This is a genomic window from Desulfovibrio sp. JC010, from assembly GCF_010470675.1.
Classification (GTDB): domain Bacteria; phylum Desulfobacterota; class Desulfovibrionia; order Desulfovibrionales; family Desulfovibrionaceae; genus Maridesulfovibrio.
Genome location: NZ_VOIQ01000007.1, coordinates 67401 through 88309 on the forward strand (window position 1 = coordinate 67401; position 20909 = coordinate 88309).

The 20909-nt window shown below is 46.4% G+C and carries 18 protein-coding genes; 9 read left to right on the top strand and 9 right to left on the bottom strand.

Features of this window, described 5'->3' with window-relative positions:
* Window positions 1-74 precede the first annotated feature (74 nt).
* Window positions 75-1421: an ABC transporter substrate-binding protein gene (locus FMR86_RS09385; protein WP_163350847.1), complete on the bottom strand. Its 1347-nt coding sequence runs from the start codon at window positions 1419-1421 to the stop codon at window positions 75-77.
* On the bottom strand, window positions 1411-3567 hold the full coding sequence (locus FMR86_RS09390) for an adenylate/guanylate cyclase domain-containing protein (protein ID WP_163350848.1): 2157 nt from the start codon (window positions 3565-3567) through the stop codon (window positions 1411-1413). Before FMR86_RS09390 ends, FMR86_RS09385 begins: the two co-directional genes overlap by 11 nt.
* 146 nt (window positions 3568-3713) lie before the next feature.
* Here FMR86_RS09390 and FMR86_RS09395 point away from each other — a divergent pair, with 146 nt between their 5' ends.
* From FMR86_RS09395 to FMR86_RS09405, 3 genes are read left to right on the top strand one after another with little or no spacing between them, the layout of a single operon-like run.
* Window positions 3714-4505, top strand: a complete 792-nt coding sequence (locus tag FMR86_RS09395; RefSeq protein ID WP_163350849.1) for a substrate-binding domain-containing protein — start codon at window positions 3714-3716, stop codon at window positions 4503-4505.
* Entirely contained in the window at window positions 4495-7131 is a 2637-nt protein-coding gene (locus tag FMR86_RS09400; RefSeq protein ID WP_163350850.1) for a PAS domain-containing hybrid sensor histidine kinase/response regulator, read from the top strand. Before FMR86_RS09395 ends, FMR86_RS09400 begins: the two co-directional genes overlap by 11 nt.
* A complete protein-coding gene (locus FMR86_RS09405) occupies window positions 7128-8189 on the top strand; it encodes an HD domain-containing phosphohydrolase (RefSeq protein ID WP_163350851.1) in 1062 nt (353 codons plus the stop codon). Before FMR86_RS09400 ends, FMR86_RS09405 begins: the two co-directional genes overlap by 4 nt.
* A gap of 7 nt (window positions 8190-8196) precedes the next feature.
* On the opposite strand, the gene FMR86_RS09410 is transcribed toward FMR86_RS09405, so the two are convergent.
* The 4 genes from FMR86_RS09410 to FMR86_RS09425 all read right to left on the bottom strand — a co-directional run bounded on the left by FMR86_RS09410 (window position 8197) and on the right by FMR86_RS09425 (window position 13721).
* Complete coding sequence (locus tag FMR86_RS09410; protein WP_163350852.1) at window positions 8197-9015, bottom strand: hypothetical protein; 819 nt, start codon at window positions 9013-9015, stop codon at window positions 8197-8199.
* Between the two features lie 28 nt (window positions 9016-9043).
* Window positions 9044-9304, bottom strand: a complete 261-nt coding sequence (locus FMR86_RS09415; RefSeq protein ID WP_163350853.1) for a hypothetical protein — start codon at window positions 9302-9304, stop codon at window positions 9044-9046.
* Between the two features lie 232 nt (window positions 9305-9536).
* Window positions 9537-10133 carry a DUF4402 domain-containing protein gene (locus FMR86_RS09420; protein WP_163350854.1) on the bottom strand — a complete coding sequence of 199 codons (597 nt, stop codon included), beginning with the start codon at window positions 10131-10133 and terminating at the stop codon, window positions 9537-9539.
* Window positions 10134-10376: 243 nt separating this feature from the next.
* Window positions 10377-13721 carry a hypothetical protein gene (locus FMR86_RS09425; RefSeq protein ID WP_163350855.1) on the bottom strand — a complete coding sequence of 1115 codons (3345 nt, stop codon included), beginning with the start codon at window positions 13719-13721 and terminating at the stop codon, window positions 10377-10379.
* 760 nt (window positions 13722-14481) lie between these two features.
* Here FMR86_RS09425 and FMR86_RS09430 point away from each other — a divergent pair.
* The gene (locus tag FMR86_RS09430) at window positions 14482-15669 is read left to right on the top strand and encodes a site-specific integrase (protein WP_163350856.1); all 1188 of its coding nucleotides are present in this window, start codon (window positions 14482-14484) and stop codon (window positions 15667-15669) included.
* Here FMR86_RS09430 and FMR86_RS09435 read toward each other — a convergent pair.
* The 3 genes from FMR86_RS09435 to FMR86_RS09445 form a co-directional block, all read right to left on the bottom strand.
* Window positions 15666-15896 (bottom strand): hypothetical protein, encoded by a 231-nt coding sequence (locus FMR86_RS09435; RefSeq protein ID WP_163350857.1) that lies wholly within the window; start codon window positions 15894-15896, stop codon window positions 15666-15668. The genes FMR86_RS09430 and FMR86_RS09435 overlap by 4 nt on opposite strands.
* A gap of 17 nt (window positions 15897-15913) precedes the next feature.
* Window positions 15914-16354, bottom strand: a complete 441-nt coding sequence (locus FMR86_RS09440) for a phage regulatory CII family protein (protein ID WP_163350858.1) — start codon at window positions 16352-16354, stop codon at window positions 15914-15916.
* An 83-nt stretch (window positions 16355-16437) separates the two neighbouring features.
* Window positions 16438-16713: an XRE family transcriptional regulator gene (locus tag FMR86_RS09445; protein WP_163350859.1), complete on the bottom strand. Its 276-nt coding sequence runs from the start codon at window positions 16711-16713 to the stop codon at window positions 16438-16440.
* Between the two features lie 115 nt (window positions 16714-16828).
* On the opposite strand from FMR86_RS09445, the gene FMR86_RS09450 reads away from it, so the two are divergent.
* The 5 genes from FMR86_RS09450 to FMR86_RS09470 all read left to right on the top strand — a co-directional run bounded on the left by FMR86_RS09450 (window position 16829) and on the right by FMR86_RS09470 (window position 20905).
* Window positions 16829-17236 carry a helix-turn-helix transcriptional regulator gene (locus FMR86_RS09450; RefSeq protein ID WP_163350860.1) on the top strand — a complete coding sequence of 136 codons (408 nt, stop codon included), beginning with the start codon at window positions 16829-16831 and terminating at the stop codon, window positions 17234-17236.
* Between the two features lie 124 nt (window positions 17237-17360).
* Window positions 17361-18167, top strand: coding sequence for a nuclease-related domain-containing protein (locus tag FMR86_RS09455; protein WP_163350861.1), 807 nt, complete (start codon window positions 17361-17363; stop codon window positions 18165-18167).
* Between the two features lies 1 nt (window position 18168).
* Window positions 18169-18402: a hypothetical protein gene (locus FMR86_RS09460; RefSeq protein WP_163350862.1), complete on the top strand. Its 234-nt coding sequence runs from the start codon at window positions 18169-18171 to the stop codon at window positions 18400-18402.
* Between the two features lie 314 nt (window positions 18403-18716).
* On the top strand, window positions 18717-20039 hold the full coding sequence (locus FMR86_RS09465) for an AAA family ATPase (RefSeq protein ID WP_163350863.1): 1323 nt from the start codon (window positions 18717-18719) through the stop codon (window positions 20037-20039).
* Window positions 20040-20044: 5 nt separating this feature from the next.
* Window positions 20045-20905, top strand: coding sequence for a DUF4435 domain-containing protein (locus FMR86_RS09470; protein ID WP_239057208.1), 861 nt, complete (start codon window positions 20045-20047; stop codon window positions 20903-20905).
* Window positions 20906-20909: the final 4 nt, after the last annotated feature.

The following is a 20909-nucleotide window of genomic DNA, read 5'->3' on the forward strand; positions in this document are numbered from 1 at the left end:
TAAATGCAAGTTTTTTGTGCAGGAATGTGAGTATTAAGGTCCCGGCTGAATCTCTTACGTCCAGCCGTGGCCTTTTAATCGTTTATTGCTTTCATCTTTGCTGCCGCTTTGCTGACCGCTTCAGCTGGCGGAGTGTCCAGTTGCAGGGTTCCATCAATCATTTCCGAAATGATGCCTTGCTCCGAAGCCTGCGCGGCCTGCGGGATGAGCACTCCGTCTATGAGGCTGAAGCTTCTTATATTTTCAAACCCGGAGACAATTTCCTTGACCCGTTTGCGGGAATATTTTTGAAATACTCCCTGTGCGTCGCGGTAGAAAGCCGGAGTTGAGGCAATATGCTTCAGCATGGGCAGCATGCCGCCCGGAACCATATGCAGCCAGGTTATGTAGGCATCATCCTGATACAGGAAATTTGCGAAACGCACTGCGGCTGCCTGTTTTTTCATGTTTTCGCTCTTTAATAGGCCGAGGGCGTGGATGACCCCGAATGCAGCCTTGCGGGTTCCTTTGATACTTGAAACCATGCCGGTATTTCTGAGCAGCATGCCGTCATACTCCGCACCCTGCAGTTCATTAAAGTTGTCCGGGCTGAGGGAATTGGCGGCAACGGCCGGGATGGCCAGATCATCCATGATGAATGTGGAGTAGAACATCATGGCCAGCCGTCCCTGCATGTAAAAGTCGCGGCCCCGCCACCATTGGGGACCCGGCGGAGTGTACTTGGAAAGCTGTTTGTAAAACTTAAGGGTGGCAGCTGTTTCCGGGGAATCAAAGACAACCTTGCCGTTTTTATCGAACTCCGTAACCCCGGCGGAAAGGGCCAGATGGGTAAAGACCTGTTCGGCGTATGAGTCGTTGCGGGTTCCCACCAGAATTCCGTATTTTCCGTTTTGCGGATCATGGAAAGCGCGGGCCGCATTGAGGATGTTCTCCCAGCTGTCCGGCGCGGGGAGTCCTTTTTTTGCGAACCAGTCCTTGCGGTACCATATGCCCTGCACCCAGCCGTTGAAGGGCAGGCCGCAATATTTTCCGTCAGCCAGACGGAACTTGTTCAACGGGCCGGAAAAGAAATTATCCTTACCCACATGGTCGAGAACTTTCTGGGTGCCGCAGCAATTGATCCAGCCTTTTTTGCTGAAAGCAACCATAAGATCGGATGAACAGCTGATGATGTCCGGTGCTGTCCCGTTGGCGTGGGCGGCTGCAAGTTCTGCTGCAAACTTATTCTCTTCCACTCCCCGGACGGTCACTTTTATGGATCGGTTATGAATCTGAAAGGCACGGATAAGGTATTCAATCACCGCCTGCCTGTCCGGAGCGATTTCGGTGGTCCAGAAGCTGATGGATGTTTTGGCCTGCGCGCTGGCACTGAACAGGCAGAACAGCAGGGCCAGTGTGAAGATGCGGAGTTTATTTTTCATTGAATATCACCTCTCCCTGCCAGCTTTTATCCGGAGGATCAGTCATAAATCTCCGTGACATATTGAGATAGTACTCCGCCAGTTGGTCCGGGCCGTGCTTTCCAATATATGTTTCAAATGATTCCACTGCTTCCGGGTATTTGCAGGCAAGCAAGGTGCTTAGAGCTTCTTCCCAGTGCTCCACTCTGGATTCCTCTTCCGCACTGACCGCAAAGGGACCGTATTCCCCGTTGCATCCGGGACGGGTTCCCAACAGTTCATATACGCCGGAACTCTGGGTGGTTCCTTTTGCTATGACCTTTCCGGCAAAGCGGAACATGAATTTGTCTCCGGCAAGATTTCTGGTCTCTTCGCTGACCAGAATTTCGGTTCCCAGATATTTGTTCAAACCTTCAAGGCGCGAAGCAAGGTTCACCGCAGCACCGATGGCCGTATAATCCATGCGGTCGGATGAACCTATATTGCCCACAACCGCTTCCCCGGTATGGACGCCCAGCCGGGTCAACATCTGGGGTTCGTTGCATTCCCGGCAGCGGGAGTTGAATTCATTGATGGCATTTTGGCAGCTGAGTGCGGCCAGACAGCCGTTGCGGGCATGCTGTTCATCATCCACCGGGGCATTCCAGAAAGCCATGATGGCGTCCCCGATGTATTTGTCGATGGTGCCGCCGTTTTCAAGAATGACCCGGCTCATGCATTTCAGGTAATCGGTAATGGTTCCGGTCAGTTTTTCCGGGGTCATTGTTTCCGAGATGCTGGTGAAGTCCTTGATGTCGGTAAATAGAAAGGTCAGTTTTTTTCTTTCGCCGCCAAGTACGGGGACGATCTTGTTTACAATCATGGATTGCACCAGCGGGCGGGGGATGTATTTCCCGAAGGAGTTCAGTGTTTCGCGCATTGTTTCAGTGGCATTGGAAAGGTCGCGTACTTCAACGATGTTCGATTTTACATCGATGGGAGTATCCAGCTTGAATTGGCGGATGTTGTTGACACTTCTGGTCAGTTGAATCAGCGGATGGCTGAGTTTTTTAGCGATCATGTGGATTACCGGCAGGAACAGCAGCATGATCCCGAGTGAAGCAAAAAGAGTTCTTGTTCCGATTTTTGCGATGGGGCCGGTGAAAAATGATTCCGGGACCGTGATGGCGACAAAGAGTTCTTTCCCGTATTCTTTGGGCAGAGGATCGACCAGTGAGATATAGTCTTTGCCCTCAACCTCCAGCTGATGGATGTGCAGGTCGTCCCCGGTATTTTTTGCGTGGTTGGCGACCAGTGATTTCAGTACTTTGTTTTCCAGCCCTCCGACATGCGGTTTGTTTGAACCTCGGTCTGCGTTCCAGTGTATGCTTGCCTCCAGTTTTTGCATGTCGTGGTATCCGTAAAGATCCCCTGAAGGTCCGTAGATCATTATTTCGCAGTTTTCTCCCACCAATTGTTTTTTCATGAAGTTGGAGAGGTTTGCCAGCGAAATATCGACTCCCATTACTCCGGGGATTTTGCCGTCGAATCGTTTGGATACTGTGATCCCCGGTTCCCTTGAAAGAGCGAAGAGATATACATCGCTCAGTTCGGCATTGTCCGATTTTCCGGCCATGTCGTACCAGCTGCGCATTCTGGGGTCATAGCCGGGGTTGGTGTCGGAGCTGGAGCCGATGGTCACAAATCCTGCATCAAGATATTTATTCAATTCATATCTTCGTCCGCTGGGCAGGTGCCCGATGGTCTGGGTGTACCATTGGGCTTCTGCAGGAATGTTTTTTTCTTTTTTCAGCTGCTCCCGGCCGCGCAGTGATGAGACAAGAAAAAAATCTCCATCCGCGTAGCCGATGAAAATGGACGTGAAATCATCGTGTTCCTGAAGGCATTTGAAAAGAGCATTGCTCATGGGGTGCGAATGCAGGGAAGGTTTTTCTTCAATTTCATTAAAGCCCACGTAGGTATTCACAGTCATGAAGGCACTGTCGAAAATATTCTGGGTGCGCTCACCTATGGCCGCCCCGGTCTGACTGACCAGCTGTTTTGCTGAAAGCAGTGCTATTTGGGAATTTTGAATATAGCCGTAAACTACAATGCAGATAACTATCGTACATGTTAGTGCTGAGAATATTGTCAGTATATTGATATACAGTGGGATATGCTTTTTCATGAATTGTACCGTCTTAGTTTATTTCAGCCCAAAATACTGAATATTACGGTTATACATATGCTACAAATAATCTCAATATTTAATTCAGTTCCGCGCCTGTCTATGGCATGTTTAAGTTGTACCCCAATTTGTCCGGAGGAATTCATATGCGACCCCGCTGCTCTGATATGTTCATGAAACTATGCATTTTGCTGGTTTTTTTTATTGTTCTGCCCGGCTGCAATGAAGAAAGGCCTGAGCGGAAAAAGGAACTGCTGGTTTATTGCGGTATAACCATGATCAAACCCATGACCGAGATCGCGGCTTTTATTGAGCAGGAGTATGATTGCAGGATACTTATCACCAAGGGCGGGTCGGGAAATCTTTTGAAATCCATCAAGGCCAATAAGGTAGGCGATCTTTATCTGCCCGGTTCCGGGTCTTATATTCAGTCTGCTCTTGAACAGGGGCTCATTACCGATACTGTCCATGTCGGCTTCAACAAGGCGGCTATGATGGTTAAAAAGGGGAATCCCAAGGGGGTTTCCGATTCTTTGGATAGTCTTGTTGATAATCGTTACTTTGTTGTTATCGGTAATCCTGAAAGCGGCAGCATCGGTCGTGAGACAAAAAAGATTCTGGATAAAAAGGGTATTTTCAGCGACGTCGTGAACAATGTGCAGACGATGACGACTGATTCCAAGGATTTGTCCCGTTGCCTCAAAAATGATGAAGCTGATCTGGTGGTGAACTGGTATGCAACATCTATGTGGCCGGAAAATAAAGATTATGTCACAGTTCTGCCCATCAGCAGCGAATATGCCGGGAAGAAAAAATTGATTATCGGATTGCTGCGGTTTTCCCGTTATCCGGAAATAGCAGAGGCTTTTATGAAATATGCTGCCAGTGACAAGGGCAGGGCTGTGTTTGATAAATACGGACTATATGATGTTAAATAAAAAGTTACCCGGATTTTTCAAGGAGCAGATTACCGCCAAGGTGATTTTTCTCTGCTTGATCTTTCTTGCGGGCTTTGCGGTAAACTATACCGTGGACCGGGTCCAGCTCAATACGCTTGCCCGTTATGATCGCGCAATACATAACCAGCAGGCCCGTTCCGAACTCGGAAAAGCTGTTATGCACCGGCTGCTCATGATTGAACTGGGCGTGGCGCGGATGGTTGATTCCACTGACCTGCGCAAAGTAGACCTGCTCATGGGCGATATAAACCATAGCCTGGACAAGCTGGTGACTGCTTTGAACGTTCTCCAGCATGGCGGAACTTTTAAGAATACTTTTCCGGCCAATTTTTATGAAACGGACGAAGTGCGCGAGCAGATTGATTTTTACCGGGATGCAGACGCCGGATACGCCATGGAGGTCATTGATCTTAATCCCAAGGTTTTTGAGCTGGAAGAGGTCATAACCAGTGTTTCCTTTACGATGAGAAAGCTGCTTATCGGGGATGAACTTCCCACCCTTGAGCGGGTTCATAGTGCTTTGAATTTCCGGACTATGCAGATAGATGCACTGATTCTGCGGGCTAGGGAATCGGCAGGGAAGATATTCCATGAAACCCAGATAGAGATAAAGCAGTTGAAGGAGCTCAGGCAGAATGCTTCCGACAGAATGGACAACCTGAGGCTCGGAGTATTGATTTTCACTCTCCCGGTTTGTCTTTTTATTTTTTTTCGTATCCTCTTTAACATACGCTCCATTCTGGCTGACCGGGAAAACAAGGCCCGCAACCTTGAAGAAGCCAAACTGGCCATTGAAACTATCCTGGATTCCATTCCGGTGGGTATGGCTATAGTCAATTCCAAGAGGGAGATAATCAGGGTCAATTCCGAGGCATTGAAAATTTTTGATGTGGATTCCATGGAAATGATCCTTGGCGAGCGTTGCAACAAGGTTTTCTGTCTGTCTTCTTCGGAAGGGTGTCCTTTCGGGCGCGGGATTGCGGGCAATTACGTTAATGAAGTTAAGATCGAGACTGCAACGGGGCGTGAAATTACTGTTCTGAAAAACGCGACTTATATATCCCTTTCCGGCGAGCGGGTGATTCTTGAAGCTTTCATGGATATCAGCGACCGTATTGAGATGGAAAAGCGGCTTCAGGAGCAGCAGGATTATACTAATGCTGTCCTGCAGGGCGTGCAGGCCGGGGTGGTGGTGATTGCCGCTGAAAGCCATACCATTGTGGATATGAATGAAACTGCGGCCCGGCTCATAGGTGTGAACCGGGAAGAGGCTCTCGGTGCTATCTGCCATAAATACATCTGCCCTGCGGAAGTGGGTAAATGCCCGGTTACCGATCTGGGACAGGAGATCGACCATGCCGTGCGCAGGCTGTCCAACGGCAAGTCTGTTCTTAAAAGTGTTGTCCCCTTTAAAAGAGGTGATAAAACCTATCTGTTGGAGAATTTTGTAGATATCACTGACCGGATCAATGCCGAGGAGAAGCTTAAGACTGCCCTTAAGAATGCGGATTCTGCCAGCAGGGCCAAATCAGAATTTCTCTCCCGTATGAGCCATGAATTGCGGACTCCGCTTAACGCCATTGTCGGATTTTCCGATATTCTGTTGACTGAGAAAGATGATCCTCTTGCAGGTAAGATGCGTTCTCAAGTGGAGCATATCAGAGAGGCAGGACACCACCTGCTGCAGATGATTACTGAGGTTCTTGATTTTTCCATGATTGAATCCGGCAATTTTTCCATTTCCCTTGAGTCAGTCCCTGCCGCCGGGCTGATTACAGAGTCGGTCAAGCTTGTGGAGCAGGCCGCTGTTGATAGTGGGATTATGATTAATGTGCATGAAGATGTTCATTCCCTGCCGGAATTGAAAGTGGACAGGACCAGATTCAAGCAGGTCCTTATCAATCTGTTATCAAACGGAATCAAATTCAATTATGAGGGCGGCAGTGTTGATATTTCCGGTACGCATTCCGGTGGCAGGGTGGTTTTGACTGTAGCGGATACCGGTATCGGTATTCCCGCGGGACGGCAGGGCGAACTTTTCAAGCCTTTCAGCCGTCTGGTGGATAATGATTCGGGCATCGAAGGTGCCGGAATCGGGTTGGCTATTTCCCGCCAGCTGATCGAGGCCATGGACGGAAGTATAGATGTCAGCAGCGGTCAGGGGGAAGGTACTGTCTTTACCCTTTACGTGCCTGCTGCCGGAGCCGGGAAAGAAGATTCTTCACTTGCTGCAGCGGAAGACAGTGAGGCTGTAAATCTGCCCACACTTCTGTATGTCGAGGATCATGCCGGGAGCATTGAAGAATTGAGAAAGATTGTTTCCGATTGGAATAAGTGTGCCCTGATTGTTCGTAAAACAGTTGAGAAAGGTCTGCGGGCATTGCCGCTGCTCAAGCCGGATGCCGTGCTGCTCAGCGGGGAATTAGCCGGGGATGAACTTGGACAGATAGTTGCTGAAATCCGTTCTTTGGGTTCAGATGAATGGATGCCGTATATCGCAGTGCTCGGTAGCGGGGATGCGCAGGGGGCTGATAGAGTGATGCCCTTGCCTGTGACTCTGGATGGGCTGCAGAGAATTGTGATGGAAAGTAAGGAAGAAAAATGATTGATGAAAAGAAGCTGCTGGAATCAAGCATACTGATAGTTGACGATAACCCGACGAATATTGTCCTGCTGGAGAATATTCTTGAGCGCAAGGGGTACGAAAACTATACCTCGACCGCTGATCCGCGTACCGTAGCTCCCCTGCATGCAGAGGAAGATTTTGACCTGATCCTGCTGGATATCAGGATGCCGCATATGAGCGGGATTGAAGTTCTGAATGTCCTGCGGGAAAAGGGGACCGACGAGTTTCTTCCGATTCTTGTGCTTACGGCCCAGACTGATCAACAGACCCGGCAGGAGGCCCTTGAAGCCGGTGCCACTGATTTTCTGACCAAGCCCTTTGAGTACTGGGAAGTGCTGCTGCGGATCAGGAATATGCTGGAAACAAGGTATTATTATAAGAGGCAGGTCGAGCGCAGAGGGCAGCTTGAAGCCGAGGTCCGGCGCAGGACAAAGGCTATCCGCGAAACCCAGTTTGAAATCGTGCAGCGGCTGGGCCGGGCCGGGGAGTTTCGTGACAACCAGACCGGAGCTCATGTTCTCAGGGTCAGCAAAGTTGCTGAAATCATTGCCCGCGCAATGGGAATGGATGATGAGTTTTGTGAGTTGATCCTTTACGCCAGCCCCATGCACGATGTGGGGAAAATCGCAATTCCGGACTCAATTCTGCTCAAGCCCGGATCACTTACTCCCGAAGAATGGGAGATCATGAAAAAGCACTGCGCATCAGGCTGCGAGATTATGGGTGATCATCCGTCAGAAATTCTCTGGGTCGCGTCTCAGATTGCCCTTTACCATCATGAAAGATGGGACGGGAAAGGTTATCCCGAAGGCTTGAAAGGGGAAGATATCCCGCTCTATGCGCGTATAACCGCAGTGAGTGATGTGTTCGATGCCTTGATGTCGGAACGTCCGTATAAACAACCGTGGACTGTGGACAGGGCCATAGAATATATCACTCAGGAATCCGGCAAACAGTTCGATCCCAATGTCGTCAGTGCTTTTCTGGGCAATCTTTCGGCTATTGTTGCTGTGCGTGATGAGTTTCCGGATGAGTAGGATTTGTTTACAGGACAAATTCTTTTTTGAATAAAACCTCGTCCTTGCCTTTCCCGTAAGGCTGAATTTCAAGAAGTACTTTTCCCCCGTTGAATTTATCGTCAACAATAGGAATGTCGGCTACCCTTTGTTTCAGGGGGATGTATGTGACAATGCGCGGATTCGTGGCAATTAGTGTTTTTTTGCCTTTGTTGAGCGAATACACATTCAGCTTCACAATGCTGGACATGTTTCCCTTGCGGTGCAGAGTGGCTTTGAGGACTTTTGTGTTTCCGGCGGCGAGACCTTTTTTCAGGCCGGAGACAGTTGTTTCCACATGGGTTTTACCGCAGTAGATAACAACCGGAATGCGCATGCCGAGCAGCAGGTTGACCCCCGTGTTGATTTCATTGGCTGCAGCGGGGGCATTCTTTTTGTCCGCAGCAGGGGAAGCGGCGGGATTCACTGAAAGATAGGTAAAGTATTCACCGTCCGGTATATTGGCCGGGCGGCGGACCATAATGCGGATATTCTGCGTTTTTGCCGGGCCGAGATTGGAACGTCTTGGGGAATATTTAATCATGGTGCGGGCCAGTGCCTCGCGTTTGGTTAATTTTTTGGGAGCAAATACAGATCCGTCTTCACGCATTCTAAGTGCAGCGGTTGTTACTGAATATTGTACGGGTTTTGTAGAGGAACTATTTTTTACACGTACATCCGCGTACCGTTTACCCGATTCTATCTCCAGTCTTTGAGGGTCTAAAGCTATACCGTCCAAAGCAAAAGCGGTTGAGGAGAATAGAAGCAGAAAGCAGGTGATGTGCAATACCAAAGCTGATTTTTTCATGTTTTCTCCTCCTGAGATGGGCAGTAATTTATATCAGGGTAACCTGAAGATTGATAGTTCCTGTTAACTGGATGTTGTATTCGTCTACAGTGAGATTTAATTTTCCGCCGATTCTGGCATATTTTCTTCCCGGAGTCATGGGGTCCGGCAGGGCCACAGTGTCGCTGCATGTGTCCATCTCCAGTAAATGTCCTTTGGGGACTCCGCCACTGGTATAAAAGACTACATCGTCCGGATAATCAATAATAATTTCGGAAATACCATAATCGTAGAAATATAGAAGTCCCATGGTGCTTCCCGTAACTTCGCAATCCCTTTGCGGTACGCATTGCGCGGGTTGGGAGTTTTTCACATCATATACAACTGTAATTGTATGGCGGGCAGGGGTTATTGTTCCGAAGATAAGCGGCGATGATTTAACTATATTCAATGCGCATTGGGCGGGGGTAGCGAAAATAAAAAAAATCAGGGCTGCACACATTACGTATGCAGCCCGTTGTTTTTGTAGATAAAACATGAAGTTAGATGACGGTGATTTCAACCGGAATGTCGCCTTTAAATGTATCAAAGCTTGCGCCGCCCTTAACAGTGATAGATGCGCCTACGGAAAGAGTCGTGTGGGGATTGGTCGAATCTATAGTTGTAAGCAGGTTGATTTTACTAACATTGGTTTTAAGTTCGTTCACGGTGATTGTTTCACCGGTGGTCTGACCTGTCAGATCAAAGGTGCCGCCTTTAATGGCTACCTGCAGTTTCATACCGAATATACCGAACTCCAAATCAATTTCGCCGATAGTGGGCTTATTTGCAGAAGCTCCGGAGGGAGTCACTGTTGCTCCGTCTACTTTCAGTGTTGCAGCACCATAACCGGCACTTGGGGATGCCGCACTGTTGGCAGCAACAGGGACAATGGGTTCAGCATCAAAAATTACAGTCTGAGCATTAGTTCTGGTGACGAGTTCTCCGAAGTTCAGGTTCTGGATCTTTGACGCACCTGTAAGCGGTGACTTGATAACTACCTGAGCGGGCAGTGGTACATCTGTTCCGGAAAATGCACTGCCGGCCATTACCAGCAGCATCAGACATGCTAAAGTGACTGAAATTACATTTTTTTTCATTGTCCCCCTCCGTTTGTTGTACAATTAGGATTTTAATTTAGAAAAAGATTAAACGTTGTATTGTTTTCGGTTAAATACTCATTTTCTTTAGAGTTGTAAATTTTTTTGTAGTGAATAATATCTGCGTTATAACTACGCATATTGAGCCGTAATATTTTTTAAATTCAGATATTTGATTTGTGGAGTGTGATGTGCTGTTTTTTTTTAAAGTTAAAAAAAAGAACACGTTTTTGGTCTCGTTTTCTAAATAGGACACAGCAGGGCTTCTGCTATGTTTTTGAGGGTGGCTTTGTTTGAAATATTCTGCACAACAACAAGATAATTCCCTTGTTTCTTCTTATAAGTAACCGGATGGCCGCGGAGGGCTTCGGGGTAGCGGTCCATGTAGTGTCTTACGGCGCGTTGCGCGCTTTTTTGTGAAGTGAAACGGTCGACAATAAGAGTGTAGATTTTTCGCGGTGTTGCGGCTGCGGTCCGTTTTGCAGGCTTTTGCGGCTTCTTGTCAGCAAGGAGAGTGCTGGCCTGCGCCGGGCGCAAGGCATTTTCCGAGTCCAGTACTGGGGAATCCAGATCATCAAGATTTGCAAAGAACTGAACATCTCTTTTTTCCATAATCGCTCTGCGGTGCGCGTCTGCGGTGGCTTCCACCACTTCTTTCTTTCCGTAAAAAAGCAGAGTGTCAACAACAGCGGATTTGGCGGGATCAATCTGAATGTCTTCTGATACGGTGGCGGTTTTGAGTCTGGATTTCAGGTAATCCGGGGCAACGCGTACGCTGTATGTTCCGGGGTCAAGTTCACTGAAATAGAAATAGCCGTCGGATTCGCAATAAACGCTGTCAATGACCGCATTTTCAGCGTTAAGCAGTTCCAGCGGAACATTGCGTGAGGGCGAGGCGACATTTCCCTTGATATGGAGAATCTGTCCTTCAATTTCCCCGGTCATATGGACCGGAAATTCCAGCTCATAAAATTTCCCCTGTCTCGGCGTAATGGCATGGCCTGTCTTGCAAACCATTTGCGGGTCAGGGAGACTGGCGGAAATAACCTCAATGTCTGTGGGCTGCATGGGAGTCAGGCGATACAAAAGCGCGTTGCCGTTCTCATTGGAAAGTGCTCCTTCAAAGTTATGAAGACTTTCAACTTTGGCTCCCTCAATGGGTTCATCACCCGCATCAAAGGTGTTGGAGTAGTTTTTATCCAGATAAACGAAACAGGATGCGCCGCTGAAGGAATGGCCTGATCCTATTTTGGGAAGTACGCTGCCGGGAGTAAACCCAAGATTTATGGAGATTCCCACTTCTGCCGACATGGTGGATTGGTCCGTGCCGGTAAATTTCGCAAATACTGTTCCCGGTTCCCATGCATAGTTCCATTGGTTTGAAAGGCTCAGTGTCTTTTTATCGATAAGCTGTTTGGAGGCGGTGACAGAAGTAGATATTTTTTCAGACACTGGCGTACTTGCAGTGGCGGAAACAGTGTTGAGGCCCATTTTATCACCCGGACTCAGCGTGTAGGACGCGGTTCCGCGTGTGGTTATTTTGTCGATCTTTTTGTACACGGAAGCCGAACCGTCAATGGTCGTGGGGTTTGTTCCGTCTTCGTAGTAGATCGCCGAAAGGTTGTTGTGAATGTTTATGTCCGGGTTGTTGAAGCCAAGACCGGCACTTAAAGAGTCGTAGGTCTGGGTTGAAAGTTCTGAGCGTGAAGCAGACAGTGAGTATGAGCCCCGGCTTTCAGGGGACAGTTTCACTGAGTCGCTTATGGACATATCAATGCTGTTTTTGAGGGGATTGACATCGTATCTGTCGGAAATCTGATGTTTTGCGGAAATGTTGTAATTCTGGCCTGTGGGAAGGATTCCCTTGGCATTTCCGGATATTATGTCCACCCCGGTATTGTGGGAGGTATAGTCAACTTCTGTCAGAACCGACTTGATGCTGCCACTAAGCCCCACTGAGCCGGAGACTCTATCTTTTCCGTTTCTGACATCCCGGCCTATGTTTCCCTTAAGCAGCATTTCTCCCGGCAAACCTATGGCGGTGCGGGCATTGACGCGCACTTTGTTGTTGTCTTCAGGGTACCAGTCCGGGTTGGCAGCGGTTATTTCGTCATCAAAGACACCGGTTCCCTGTTGAGAAACAGATAGATCATAGGTGACTTCTCCCGGCGGAACGGCTCCGCCCTCAACGAGGATGTCTTCTTCGCGTACTTCCTCCTGTCCTTCTGTTCCGTAGATTATAAGCTTGAGATGGTTGTTGCCGTAGTGCAGGGAAATGTCTGGGAAAAGATACTGGCCGTTTTCGCCCACTGTTTGAAAGCCGACAAGGATTCCGTTGTTGTAGAGCTCTACATCCCATCCGGGGATGGTTTTTCCGGAGAATGTGCGTGTATCGTAGGTCGAGGAGCTGAACAGGTCTTCATTACTGAGGACTACCCCCATTTCAATTCCGCTGCCTGAGCCTAAAGCTGTGGGCACAGGGGTAATGTCACCGATGGTGACTTTGCTGAGTAAGGGGTTGTCCGTAAACATGCGTTCCCCGGTAATCGAAAGATTATTAAGCTTGATTTTCGAGGAAGAGCCGGTCTGCTTTGTTATGCGGGCGTTACCGAAAAATGAGGTAGTCATGAAAAGAATATCGCCCTGGTAGAGTACCGAGGTGTCCAGTTCCGTGGTTTCGGTGTCCTTATTTTTGCTGTAGCTCGCCTGCGGTCTGATCTGCATGCGCGGCGGCGCAGCCATGGCATAATCCAGATCCCTGAGCGGGTAGCGCAGTTCGTTTTTGGACTGCAGGAAACGTGAATGCTTGCGGTTTTCCGCTGTTTCGTGAGGCATCATGTAGGGCGGAGTCAGTGTTAATTCAAGAGTCAGGTAATTCGCAGTTGCGTTCAGATCAAAAAGTTTATTAATCATCGGCAGCGAGAAATACGGCTCATCCTCAAAATCCATATAATCTTCAGGACCCAACTGGTATTTTTTCTGCGCGGCAACTACTGTTTTTGTTTCAGCATCAAAATTGAATTTCTGACTCTCCCGAATAAACCAGCCTTTTGCCCCGCCGGAAGTAATTTCAATGGGGAACTGAACTGCCGAACAAAGCTCGCTGAGGGGGATATAAAGCCGGTTGTTTTTGGCCTGACAGAGCATCCCCTGATATATGATCCGGCCGCGCAGGATCACGTTCATAATGTAGTCGCCGTCGTAAATATCACCTGAATCGGTTGCAGAAGATGAATCGATAACCTGATCAAGGGGATCTGTTTTTTCCTCTATGGTATTGACTGTTGACCTGCCGATAATAGCCGGGGCTGATTGTTGCGGTACGGCTTTTGGGGTTTGTACTATTGTCGGAGCTGGAGAAGTGGTTGTTTTTCCAGCTCTTTTTATTGTTTTCGGCAGTGAAATGATCTCCGCAAATTCCCCGGCTTTCCATAGGGGGCGCGCAGCCTTTAAAGCTTCTCTTATTGTTGCGAAGGGGCCGATGGCAATGCGCAGCAAGTCCCCATTACCATTGGGATTCTTGATAGGCAGGTAGATATCCTTGGAGGCAGGCCTGTCTACCAGTCCGCGAAAACGGAGCTGAAACATATGCTCCTTTCCACCTGCCTTGGAGGCATAAGAGGCAACGTGCACCCCGAATGGTGGTGAAAGATTTCCGTATGGATCTCGTGATTTCTTTTTGCGCTTTGGTTTTGGTTTATTTGATTCTTGGGGAGCAGAGATTTTATTTTCTACAGGTTGAATCTGAACGGTCTCGTTTTGTACCTTTTCAGGGGATGGTTCCTCATCTTTTAGTTTTTGTGTCATTTTTTCGGCATTGGGGGAAGGAGTTGTGATCGGGGCGCGATGCATCGCGCTTGGTGCGGACTGCTCCTGTGCCGGGAGTGCTGATGAAGCCTTGTCTTCTGTCTTTTGCCCACCACTATAGAGTGCTATCCCTGCGGCAGCACTAAGTATTCCTATGGTTGCTATGATATACAGAATTGCCTTCATAATTTTTACCAAGGCAGTGTTTTTCAAGAAATGTTCCAACATGTTAAGTTGGTTGGATATATATGTGTCCGGGCTGCCATGTTTGCTTTCTTTCGCCAACACAAAAAAAGGGTCCACATACAAAATAAAATTTGCATGTAAACCCTTGATTTTCTTGTGGTACCCAGAGCGGGACTTGAACCCGCACAAGCGTAAGCTCGAGGGATTTTAAGCCCGTAGAAAAAGAATCAGCCATGTGTGATTTAACGTCCCTAGACGCTTTGAATCCAAGGGATTCATTGGATATTACTCTGTCCTTACCGCCGGTAAAGTCTATTAGTGTATTTGAAAAAAGTGGGACAGGAGTGGGACAGATATGGCAACAGGCAGATTCGAAGCAACCAAGTATACCGGAGTCAGATTCCGCAGTCACAAGACACGCAGACACGGAGTCCAGCCCGACAAGTATTATGTGATCCGCTACAAGGTCAAAGGCAAGCTCAAGGAAGAGGGACTCGGCTGGGCATCGCAGGGATGGTCTCCGGCCAAGGCTCATAAAATTAGGTCCGAAATCACCGCCAACATCAAGGTTGGAGTCGGCCCGCAATCCCTTGAGGATTTCAGGACCATCAAGCAGAACGAAGAACTCGCCAGAGCCATGGCAAGACAGGCCCGCAAGAGTTTTTCCGAAGCCGGTGAAATTTACATCGAAGAGTACGCCAGAAACAATAAGAAAAGCTGGAAGCATGACCGCACGCGCTTCAGGCTGCACCTTGAGCCGGTCCTTGGAAATATCATGCTTGATGACCTTTGCTTCGAGCATATGGAAGAACTCAAGGTCACGGTCGCCGGAAAGGGACTTGCCAAGGCTACGGTCTCGCAATGTCTCGCTCTTACCCGCCAGATTTGCAATTACTCCATCCAACGCGGATGGCTCAAGAACGGCAACCCGGTTAAAGGAGTTAAATTCCCAAAGCTCAATAACCGCAGGCTTCGTTACTGTTCCGCTGACGAGGAAATCGCTTTCTTCAAGCTGGCGGTGAAAAGGGGATACTCCGACTGCCATGATATCTGCCTGCTCAGTCTTTACACCGGCATGCGGATGGGGGAAATTTTCGCGCTCACCAGACAAGACATTGATCTGGTGGAGAACAGGATCATTATTAAGGGTGAAGCCGGAGCTGATGACGGACCCAAGTCCGGAATCAGCAGGGTTGCTTACATCACTGAAAAGATAAGGCCGATGCTGGCAGCCAGAATCCTGAAGCTGAAAAGTGTGGAAGCCTTGCTCTTTCCCGGACCTTCTGGAGAGATGCGCAGGGAGATCGGACAGAACTTTAAAACCATGATGAAGCATCTGGGATGGAATAAGGGCGTCACCGACAGACGCTTGCGTTTTTGTGCTCATTGTTTCCGTCATACTTTTGCTTCCCGTCTTGTTGCCAAGGGTGTTCCGCTTCCTGTTGTTAAAAAAATGATGGGTCATGCCACTATCCAGACTACGATGCGCTACACTCACACTCATGATGAGCAGTGCCGTAATGCCGCGCAGATGCTGCTCTAAACCAGCGGCTCCGATTCTTCGATGAACCAGTTCACAAAGTGTTCCCTTGAGTAAAAGACCTTGCGGCCGCGCTTGAAGCGGCCCTCAAGGGGGCCTGCGCCTTGGCAATCGAGCATGCGCATGGTTTTAGCCTTGATTAAACCGCCGGTATGCTTTTCAACTCCCTGCCTGCTGAGAACAGGGGGGAGTGTTTTGAGCATGTGTTCTTTGAGTTCGTCTTTTGTCATGGCATCACTCCAGAAAATTAAACCTGAGAATGGCTTTTGCCGTTGTTATCCAGTCCGCAGAGAAGTTCCTGAATGGCTGTCATGGCTTCTTGGCCTTCCTTGCGGATTAGTCTTTTATCCTCATCGTCCAACTCACCATCCTCTATCGCTTCGCCATAAACCGATATAAGATCTCCAAACTCTTTTACTGCCTTGACCAGTGTGGAGTTGGGGCAGTTCTCGTCAGGTATCATTATAAAAAGACCGCCCATTTCTGCTGCCAGCAGATGCATGGGGGAGTCGGAGCCGCAGGCTTTCATCAAAGGGACAAGAAGTTCAGCACCAAGCTTGTGGCTGGTGTTCTCAAAATTCAGTTCGTTGAGAAGGACGTGGTGTTTCTTCTTTACCTTGGCAGCAACTGCCCTTGTTCCGATGTCTGAATCAATAACCATTTTGCGAACTGTTTCTGTCAACTTCATGAAATCTCTCCTGAAATTTACACCGCGCTTAACGTGACCATGAACGTGAATAGACGTAATTTTCGGCTGACTGAATTCCGGCCTTAATCAATCTTGCGTTTGGGACCGGGCTTTTCTGCGCTACGAACCGGGAGAATCTCTTCCGGCATCTCGTATTCGTCCCGTAAAATGTCGATGTACTTCTGTGGGCATTCGCCGCTGCGCATGATTATCGAAACTCTGGCGGCAGTGAGGTCAAACCGTTTTGCAAGAGCAACGTTAGTGAGGCCGTTTTTCTCCATCCACGCCCGGCGCAGGAAGTGATCGGGGATAGATTCAGTAGTAAAAGCTTGCGCTGAGTCTTTAGTTTGGTTAATCATTAACGGAACCTCAATCAGTTGATGGTTATTTTGATTTAATGTGTTTGGTTTAATGAATGTATAAGGTAAAAATGAAAACTGAGTCAACAGTTTTTGAAGGAAGTTTTCAAAATAAATGTCTGTGGAAGGTTTTAAAGAGCGATTACAAGAGGTTATCCATCGTCTTCGCATAGAGGATCAAGACTTTGCGAAAGCCGGGGGAATCTCAAAAGCTACATTGTCAGGCTATTTTGGTAGCGATCGTCAACCGAAGCAGGAGACAATTGCGAACTGGATTGTCAAATATAATATAGATGCAAACTGGCTGATGCTCGGTGTAGGGGATATGTTTCGGGGTGTCGAAACTGTATCTAACTTAAGATTGCCGAATATTACCAAAAAACTGATGGACGTTGAAAAATCCATGGATAAGGCAGCTCAACTCGCCAAACTGGAGGCTATGAAAGCCGTCATTGAGGGCGAGATACTCGCTGAAAAAAATATGCAACCCATAGACGGCGACGATCGAGCCGCAACTGGATAGAGCGCAATTCTGATTGGCCCACATTTATTAAAGGTATGTGGGTCAATTTTTTTTAGCTAAGAGCTGTGTGATTTTAAGAATTGAGTTCTTGGTTTGAGTTTTTGAATATTTGAGGGGTGGAGTGTTGCCGGATTTTTCAATTCTATTGCTGCTAGTCATTCTAGTTGTTGCTTACCGTTTTCTAAAGCCCAAGAAAAATGATTCTCAGGTTACGAAGAAGGTTGCGGAAAAAGAGGAGGTTTTCAATGAAAATCCAAATTCCGCGACTTTGTTGCGCTCTGAGGAATATATCGAGCGGATGCGCAGGTTTAATAATCTCTGCTACAAAAATCTGACCGGGCAGGACCGAATCAATCATTATGGAGAAGAGGGTGAGCTAGTCGTTCTCGGACACTGTGAGCTGGTAGGGAAATCTGCTGTATACAGCAACATCGGTTTGGCTCACAACGGCGAAAAGTGCGAACTGGATATTCTCGCCCTCTGTAAATACGGCCTCGTTCACGTTGAGGTTAAGAATTTTTCAGGCTGCTATTGTCCGGCAGACGATTGCACCTGCTACCGACCAGAGAAATGGCAGAAGGAATGGAAAGGCCAGACCAATGTCCTCAGGTCGCCGGTTGTTCAGGCTGAAAGGTCTAGAGAAATCCTTTCCGATGCTCTGCCTGTTATAATTGATGAATCACTCCCTGTTTTTTCAGTAATCGTTTTTACCAATGGAACCTTCAAGCTCTCCAGAGTTGCCGAGGATCGTATGGTTATGTGCACGGCAGATACTTTTCAGGAAGTCTTTGATGAATTCGTGAACGGCAGGAATCCCGAATTTTCAGAAAAGATTGATCCGGTTGTTGCGGCAAAGTTTTTGGCCGGGATGCAAGGAAGTGGACAGTATCCTGCTTTTTATGCTCCAGAAACATTTAGGTGTCACAGGTAGAATGATGATTGATATTTGGGGATGGCGAAAGACGAAAGGTCTTAGCGATAAGCATGAGAACATGGAAAGCTATAAGCAGGGCTTTAAAAAAACTCTGCTTGAAGGGATGTTTCACGATGGAGATCCGAAGTCAGATAAGCTGACGGGAAGCTATTTTTGCCGGGCCGATGAGCTTTTGGATGATCCGGTTGTCGTAGTTCATGATGCTGATGATGAGTTTGTTCATATGATGTGAAGAGTTATGTGCTATGTTTTTGGAATATGGGTGGGAACTAATTAGTATAAAGTTCTGTTAAGGACGGTGTCTGTAATTTTTAGGAGGATATGTTGTGCATGTGTTGTCATTCGTAGTCGACACTGCGATAATTCTCAAGTCGTGGCTCAAGTGTCCTATCTAAAAAGGTGCTCTATGGTGGGGCTTAGGCAGTGGTAACTACTTTGTCCTAAGGGTGTTTTCTGCTATCAAGGAATTGTTTTTATGGGAATTGAATTGGCCGTTTTGTAGTATGATTTGATAATTACAGGCGCACATTATTTAGGAGATTTGTAATGTTTATTAAGTCGTTTCGTGCTTCAAAAGTATATGGAGTCTTGGATTTTGATGTGAAGTTTAATCGAGATCTAACTTACTTGATTGGTGCTAATGGGAGTGGAAAAACAACTGTTTTGAAGCTTATTCATTCACTATTATCTCTTGATATTGGCGGTCTATTAAGAATCCCATTTTCTCGAATTGAACTTTGTATTGAGACAAGTAAAGAGATGAAGCTTTATTGTTTCAAATCTACAGAGAAGATAGAAATTGGTATGGGAGATGATGTTGTAAATTTTAAAGTGCCTACAATTACAAGTAAAAATAGCAGGAAGTATCGCTATGAATATGATTTTGATGATCTGTTAAGTGCTGAGGATAGAGTAGATGTTTTTGAAATTAGAAAGAAAATTCCAAATGTTACTTTTTTAAGTTTGAATAGAACTTATTTAGGGCGGGATTTAGATCTTGATTATGAAGCAGCCGCCATGGAGAGGTATCATTACAATAGTAGTAAACGACAAGCTAAATTCGAATCAGATAGTTTTGCGAATATAACTGATGCCATTTTTATAATTCAAGATAGTTACAGAGTTTTAAAAGTTTATGAAGATAAGAAAAATGTTAAGTTGAGAGATAATATTTTAAAATCAGCATTTCAATATTCAGACGTTTCTTATAGCCGTTTTAAAGGTGGTAATGTCGAAGATGAAATCGCGTCAGTGTTGAACCGTGAGGTTGAAATTACAGAAGCAGTTCACTCATTAGGGTCAAAGACTGCCAGTCTTCGCAATGAAGTTGAGCATTTTTTTAAAAAACTTAAGGTACTTTATGATTCGATTCATGGAGTCGAAGAAACTGCTTTTAGTCTTGAATTGTTAATGAATAAAGCGCAGATTGATCGGTTTTTGTCTCTTATAGATATTATTGATGAACATAAGTCCACAGTCGATAAGCTCTTTGAACCAATTAATTTATTTCTTGAAACTATAAATGAGTTCTTCCAAGATTCAAACAAATTGGTCTCAATAAATACTATTGGTCGTTTAGGTATTGTAAATAGCTATGGCGATGAAGTTCCTATTGAGGGGTTGTCCTCAGGAGAAAGACAACTTCTAGTTATTTTTGCTCACGCAATTATTAAAACTGTACGTAAGCCTTCGTATCGAAAAGGATTGTTCTTAATTGATGAACCTGAATTGTCACTTCATATGAAATGGCAAGAGAGATTTTCTGAGAAAATTGTGGAAGTAAATCAAGGGGCTCAATTTATAATGGCTACCCATTCCCCTGAAATTGTAGGTGAAAATACTGATAAGTTTGTTGCAGTGGATGGTTAGTCGTGATGATCTTTGAAAGAAATTCAATTGCTAAAGCTACGAAGTCTATTTTTTTTGAAAATGATAATGAAATAGATATATTTGTTGAGGATACTGCTGTTGGTTTTAAGAAATTGTATTTAACTTTGTTTAAAAGAGTTTTTGACGGTGTATATAAGGTTGAGAATGTTTATCCATTAGGGCAAAGGTCGGCAGTTTTAAATCGATGTCAAAGTGATCAAAAGCGTATAAAGCCTCGTCCTCGCTTGTATGTTGTGGACGGAGATTTAAATTTGTTGCATGGCAACTGGGATGTGCCGTGGGAAGGTTTATATCAGCTTCCTCGATATTGTATTGAAAATTTTTTGCTAGATGAACAGGCAATACTTGAAATACTTGATGAGGAAGATCCTGAACAGACTTTAGAAGATCTACGGAACCAATTTGACTTTGGTAATTGGATTAGCGCGAATAAAGAGCTTATGGTCGATTTGTTTGTCGAATATGCTGTGTCCATAGTTTTAACTCCAGAAGAGAAGACAATTAGTCTTGGTGTTAACGAATTGAAATCAGATTCATCTGGTATTGTCGACCAATTTAAAACAACTGAAAGAATAGATTTTATAAAGCAAAGAACTATAAATAAGGCTGGTGAAGATTCTTATAGTATAGTTAAAGAAGAGATATCCTCTATTGTCAGCGATGAAAACGTTATGCTTATCAAATATGCTTCAGCTAAGGATTACCTTTTTCCTCTTTTAAAAATATATTTAAGAAATAAAAAGTGTGATATCAAGCATACTCAATGTAGTTTAAGGTTACGAATTGCAAAGAAGTGCAATTTGGATTGTTTGATGGACAGCATTGATTATGTAAATGTAAACTAGTGCG

Bases quoted from the DNA above. Each gene is read 5' to 3' on its own strand.
- FMR86_RS09385 (WP_163350847.1), bottom strand. From the start codon at position 1,421: ATGAAAAATAAACTCCGCATCTTCACACTGGCCCTGCTGTTCTGCCTG.
- FMR86_RS09390 (WP_163350848.1), bottom strand. From the start codon at position 3,567: ATGAAAAAGCATATCCCACTGTATATCAATATACTGACAATATTCTCA.
- FMR86_RS09395 (WP_163350849.1), top strand. From the start codon at position 3,714: ATGCGACCCCGCTGCTCTGATATGTTCATGAAACTATGCATTTTGCTG.
- FMR86_RS09400 (WP_163350850.1), top strand. From the start codon at position 4,495: ATGTTAAATAAAAAGTTACCCGGATTTTTCAAGGAGCAGATTACCGCC.
- FMR86_RS09405 (WP_163350851.1), top strand. From the start codon at position 7,128: ATGATTGATGAAAAGAAGCTGCTGGAATCAAGCATACTGATAGTTGAC.
- FMR86_RS09410 (WP_163350852.1), bottom strand. From the start codon at position 9,015: ATGAAAAAATCAGCTTTGGTATTGCACATCACCTGCTTTCTGCTTCTA.
- FMR86_RS09415 (WP_163350853.1), bottom strand. From the start codon at position 9,304: ATGGGACTTCTATATTTCTACGATTATGGTATTTCCGAAATTATTATT.
- FMR86_RS09420 (WP_163350854.1), bottom strand. From the start codon at position 10,133: ATGAAAAAAAATGTAATTTCAGTCACTTTAGCATGTCTGATGCTGCTG.
- FMR86_RS09425 (WP_163350855.1), bottom strand. From the start codon at position 13,721: ATGTTTCAGCTCCGTTTTCGCGGACTGGTAGACAGGCCTGCCTCCAAG.
- FMR86_RS09430 (WP_163350856.1), top strand. From the start codon at position 14,482: ATGGCAACAGGCAGATTCGAAGCAACCAAGTATACCGGAGTCAGATTC.
- FMR86_RS09435 (WP_163350857.1), bottom strand. From the start codon at position 15,896: ATGACAAAAGACGAACTCAAAGAACACATGCTCAAAACACTCCCCCCT.
- FMR86_RS09440 (WP_163350858.1), bottom strand. From the start codon at position 16,354: ATGAAGTTGACAGAAACAGTTCGCAAAATGGTTATTGATTCAGACATC.
- FMR86_RS09445 (WP_163350859.1), bottom strand. From the start codon at position 16,713: ATGATTAACCAAACTAAAGACTCAGCGCAAGCTTTTACTACTGAATCT.
- FMR86_RS09450 (WP_163350860.1), top strand. From the start codon at position 16,829: ATGTCTGTGGAAGGTTTTAAAGAGCGATTACAAGAGGTTATCCATCGT.
- FMR86_RS09460 (WP_163350862.1), top strand. From the start codon at position 18,169: ATGATGATTGATATTTGGGGATGGCGAAAGACGAAAGGTCTTAGCGAT.
- FMR86_RS09465 (WP_163350863.1), top strand. From the start codon at position 18,717: ATGTTTATTAAGTCGTTTCGTGCTTCAAAAGTATATGGAGTCTTGGAT.
- FMR86_RS09470 (WP_239057208.1), top strand. From the start codon at position 20,045: ATGATCTTTGAAAGAAATTCAATTGCTAAAGCTACGAAGTCTATTTTT.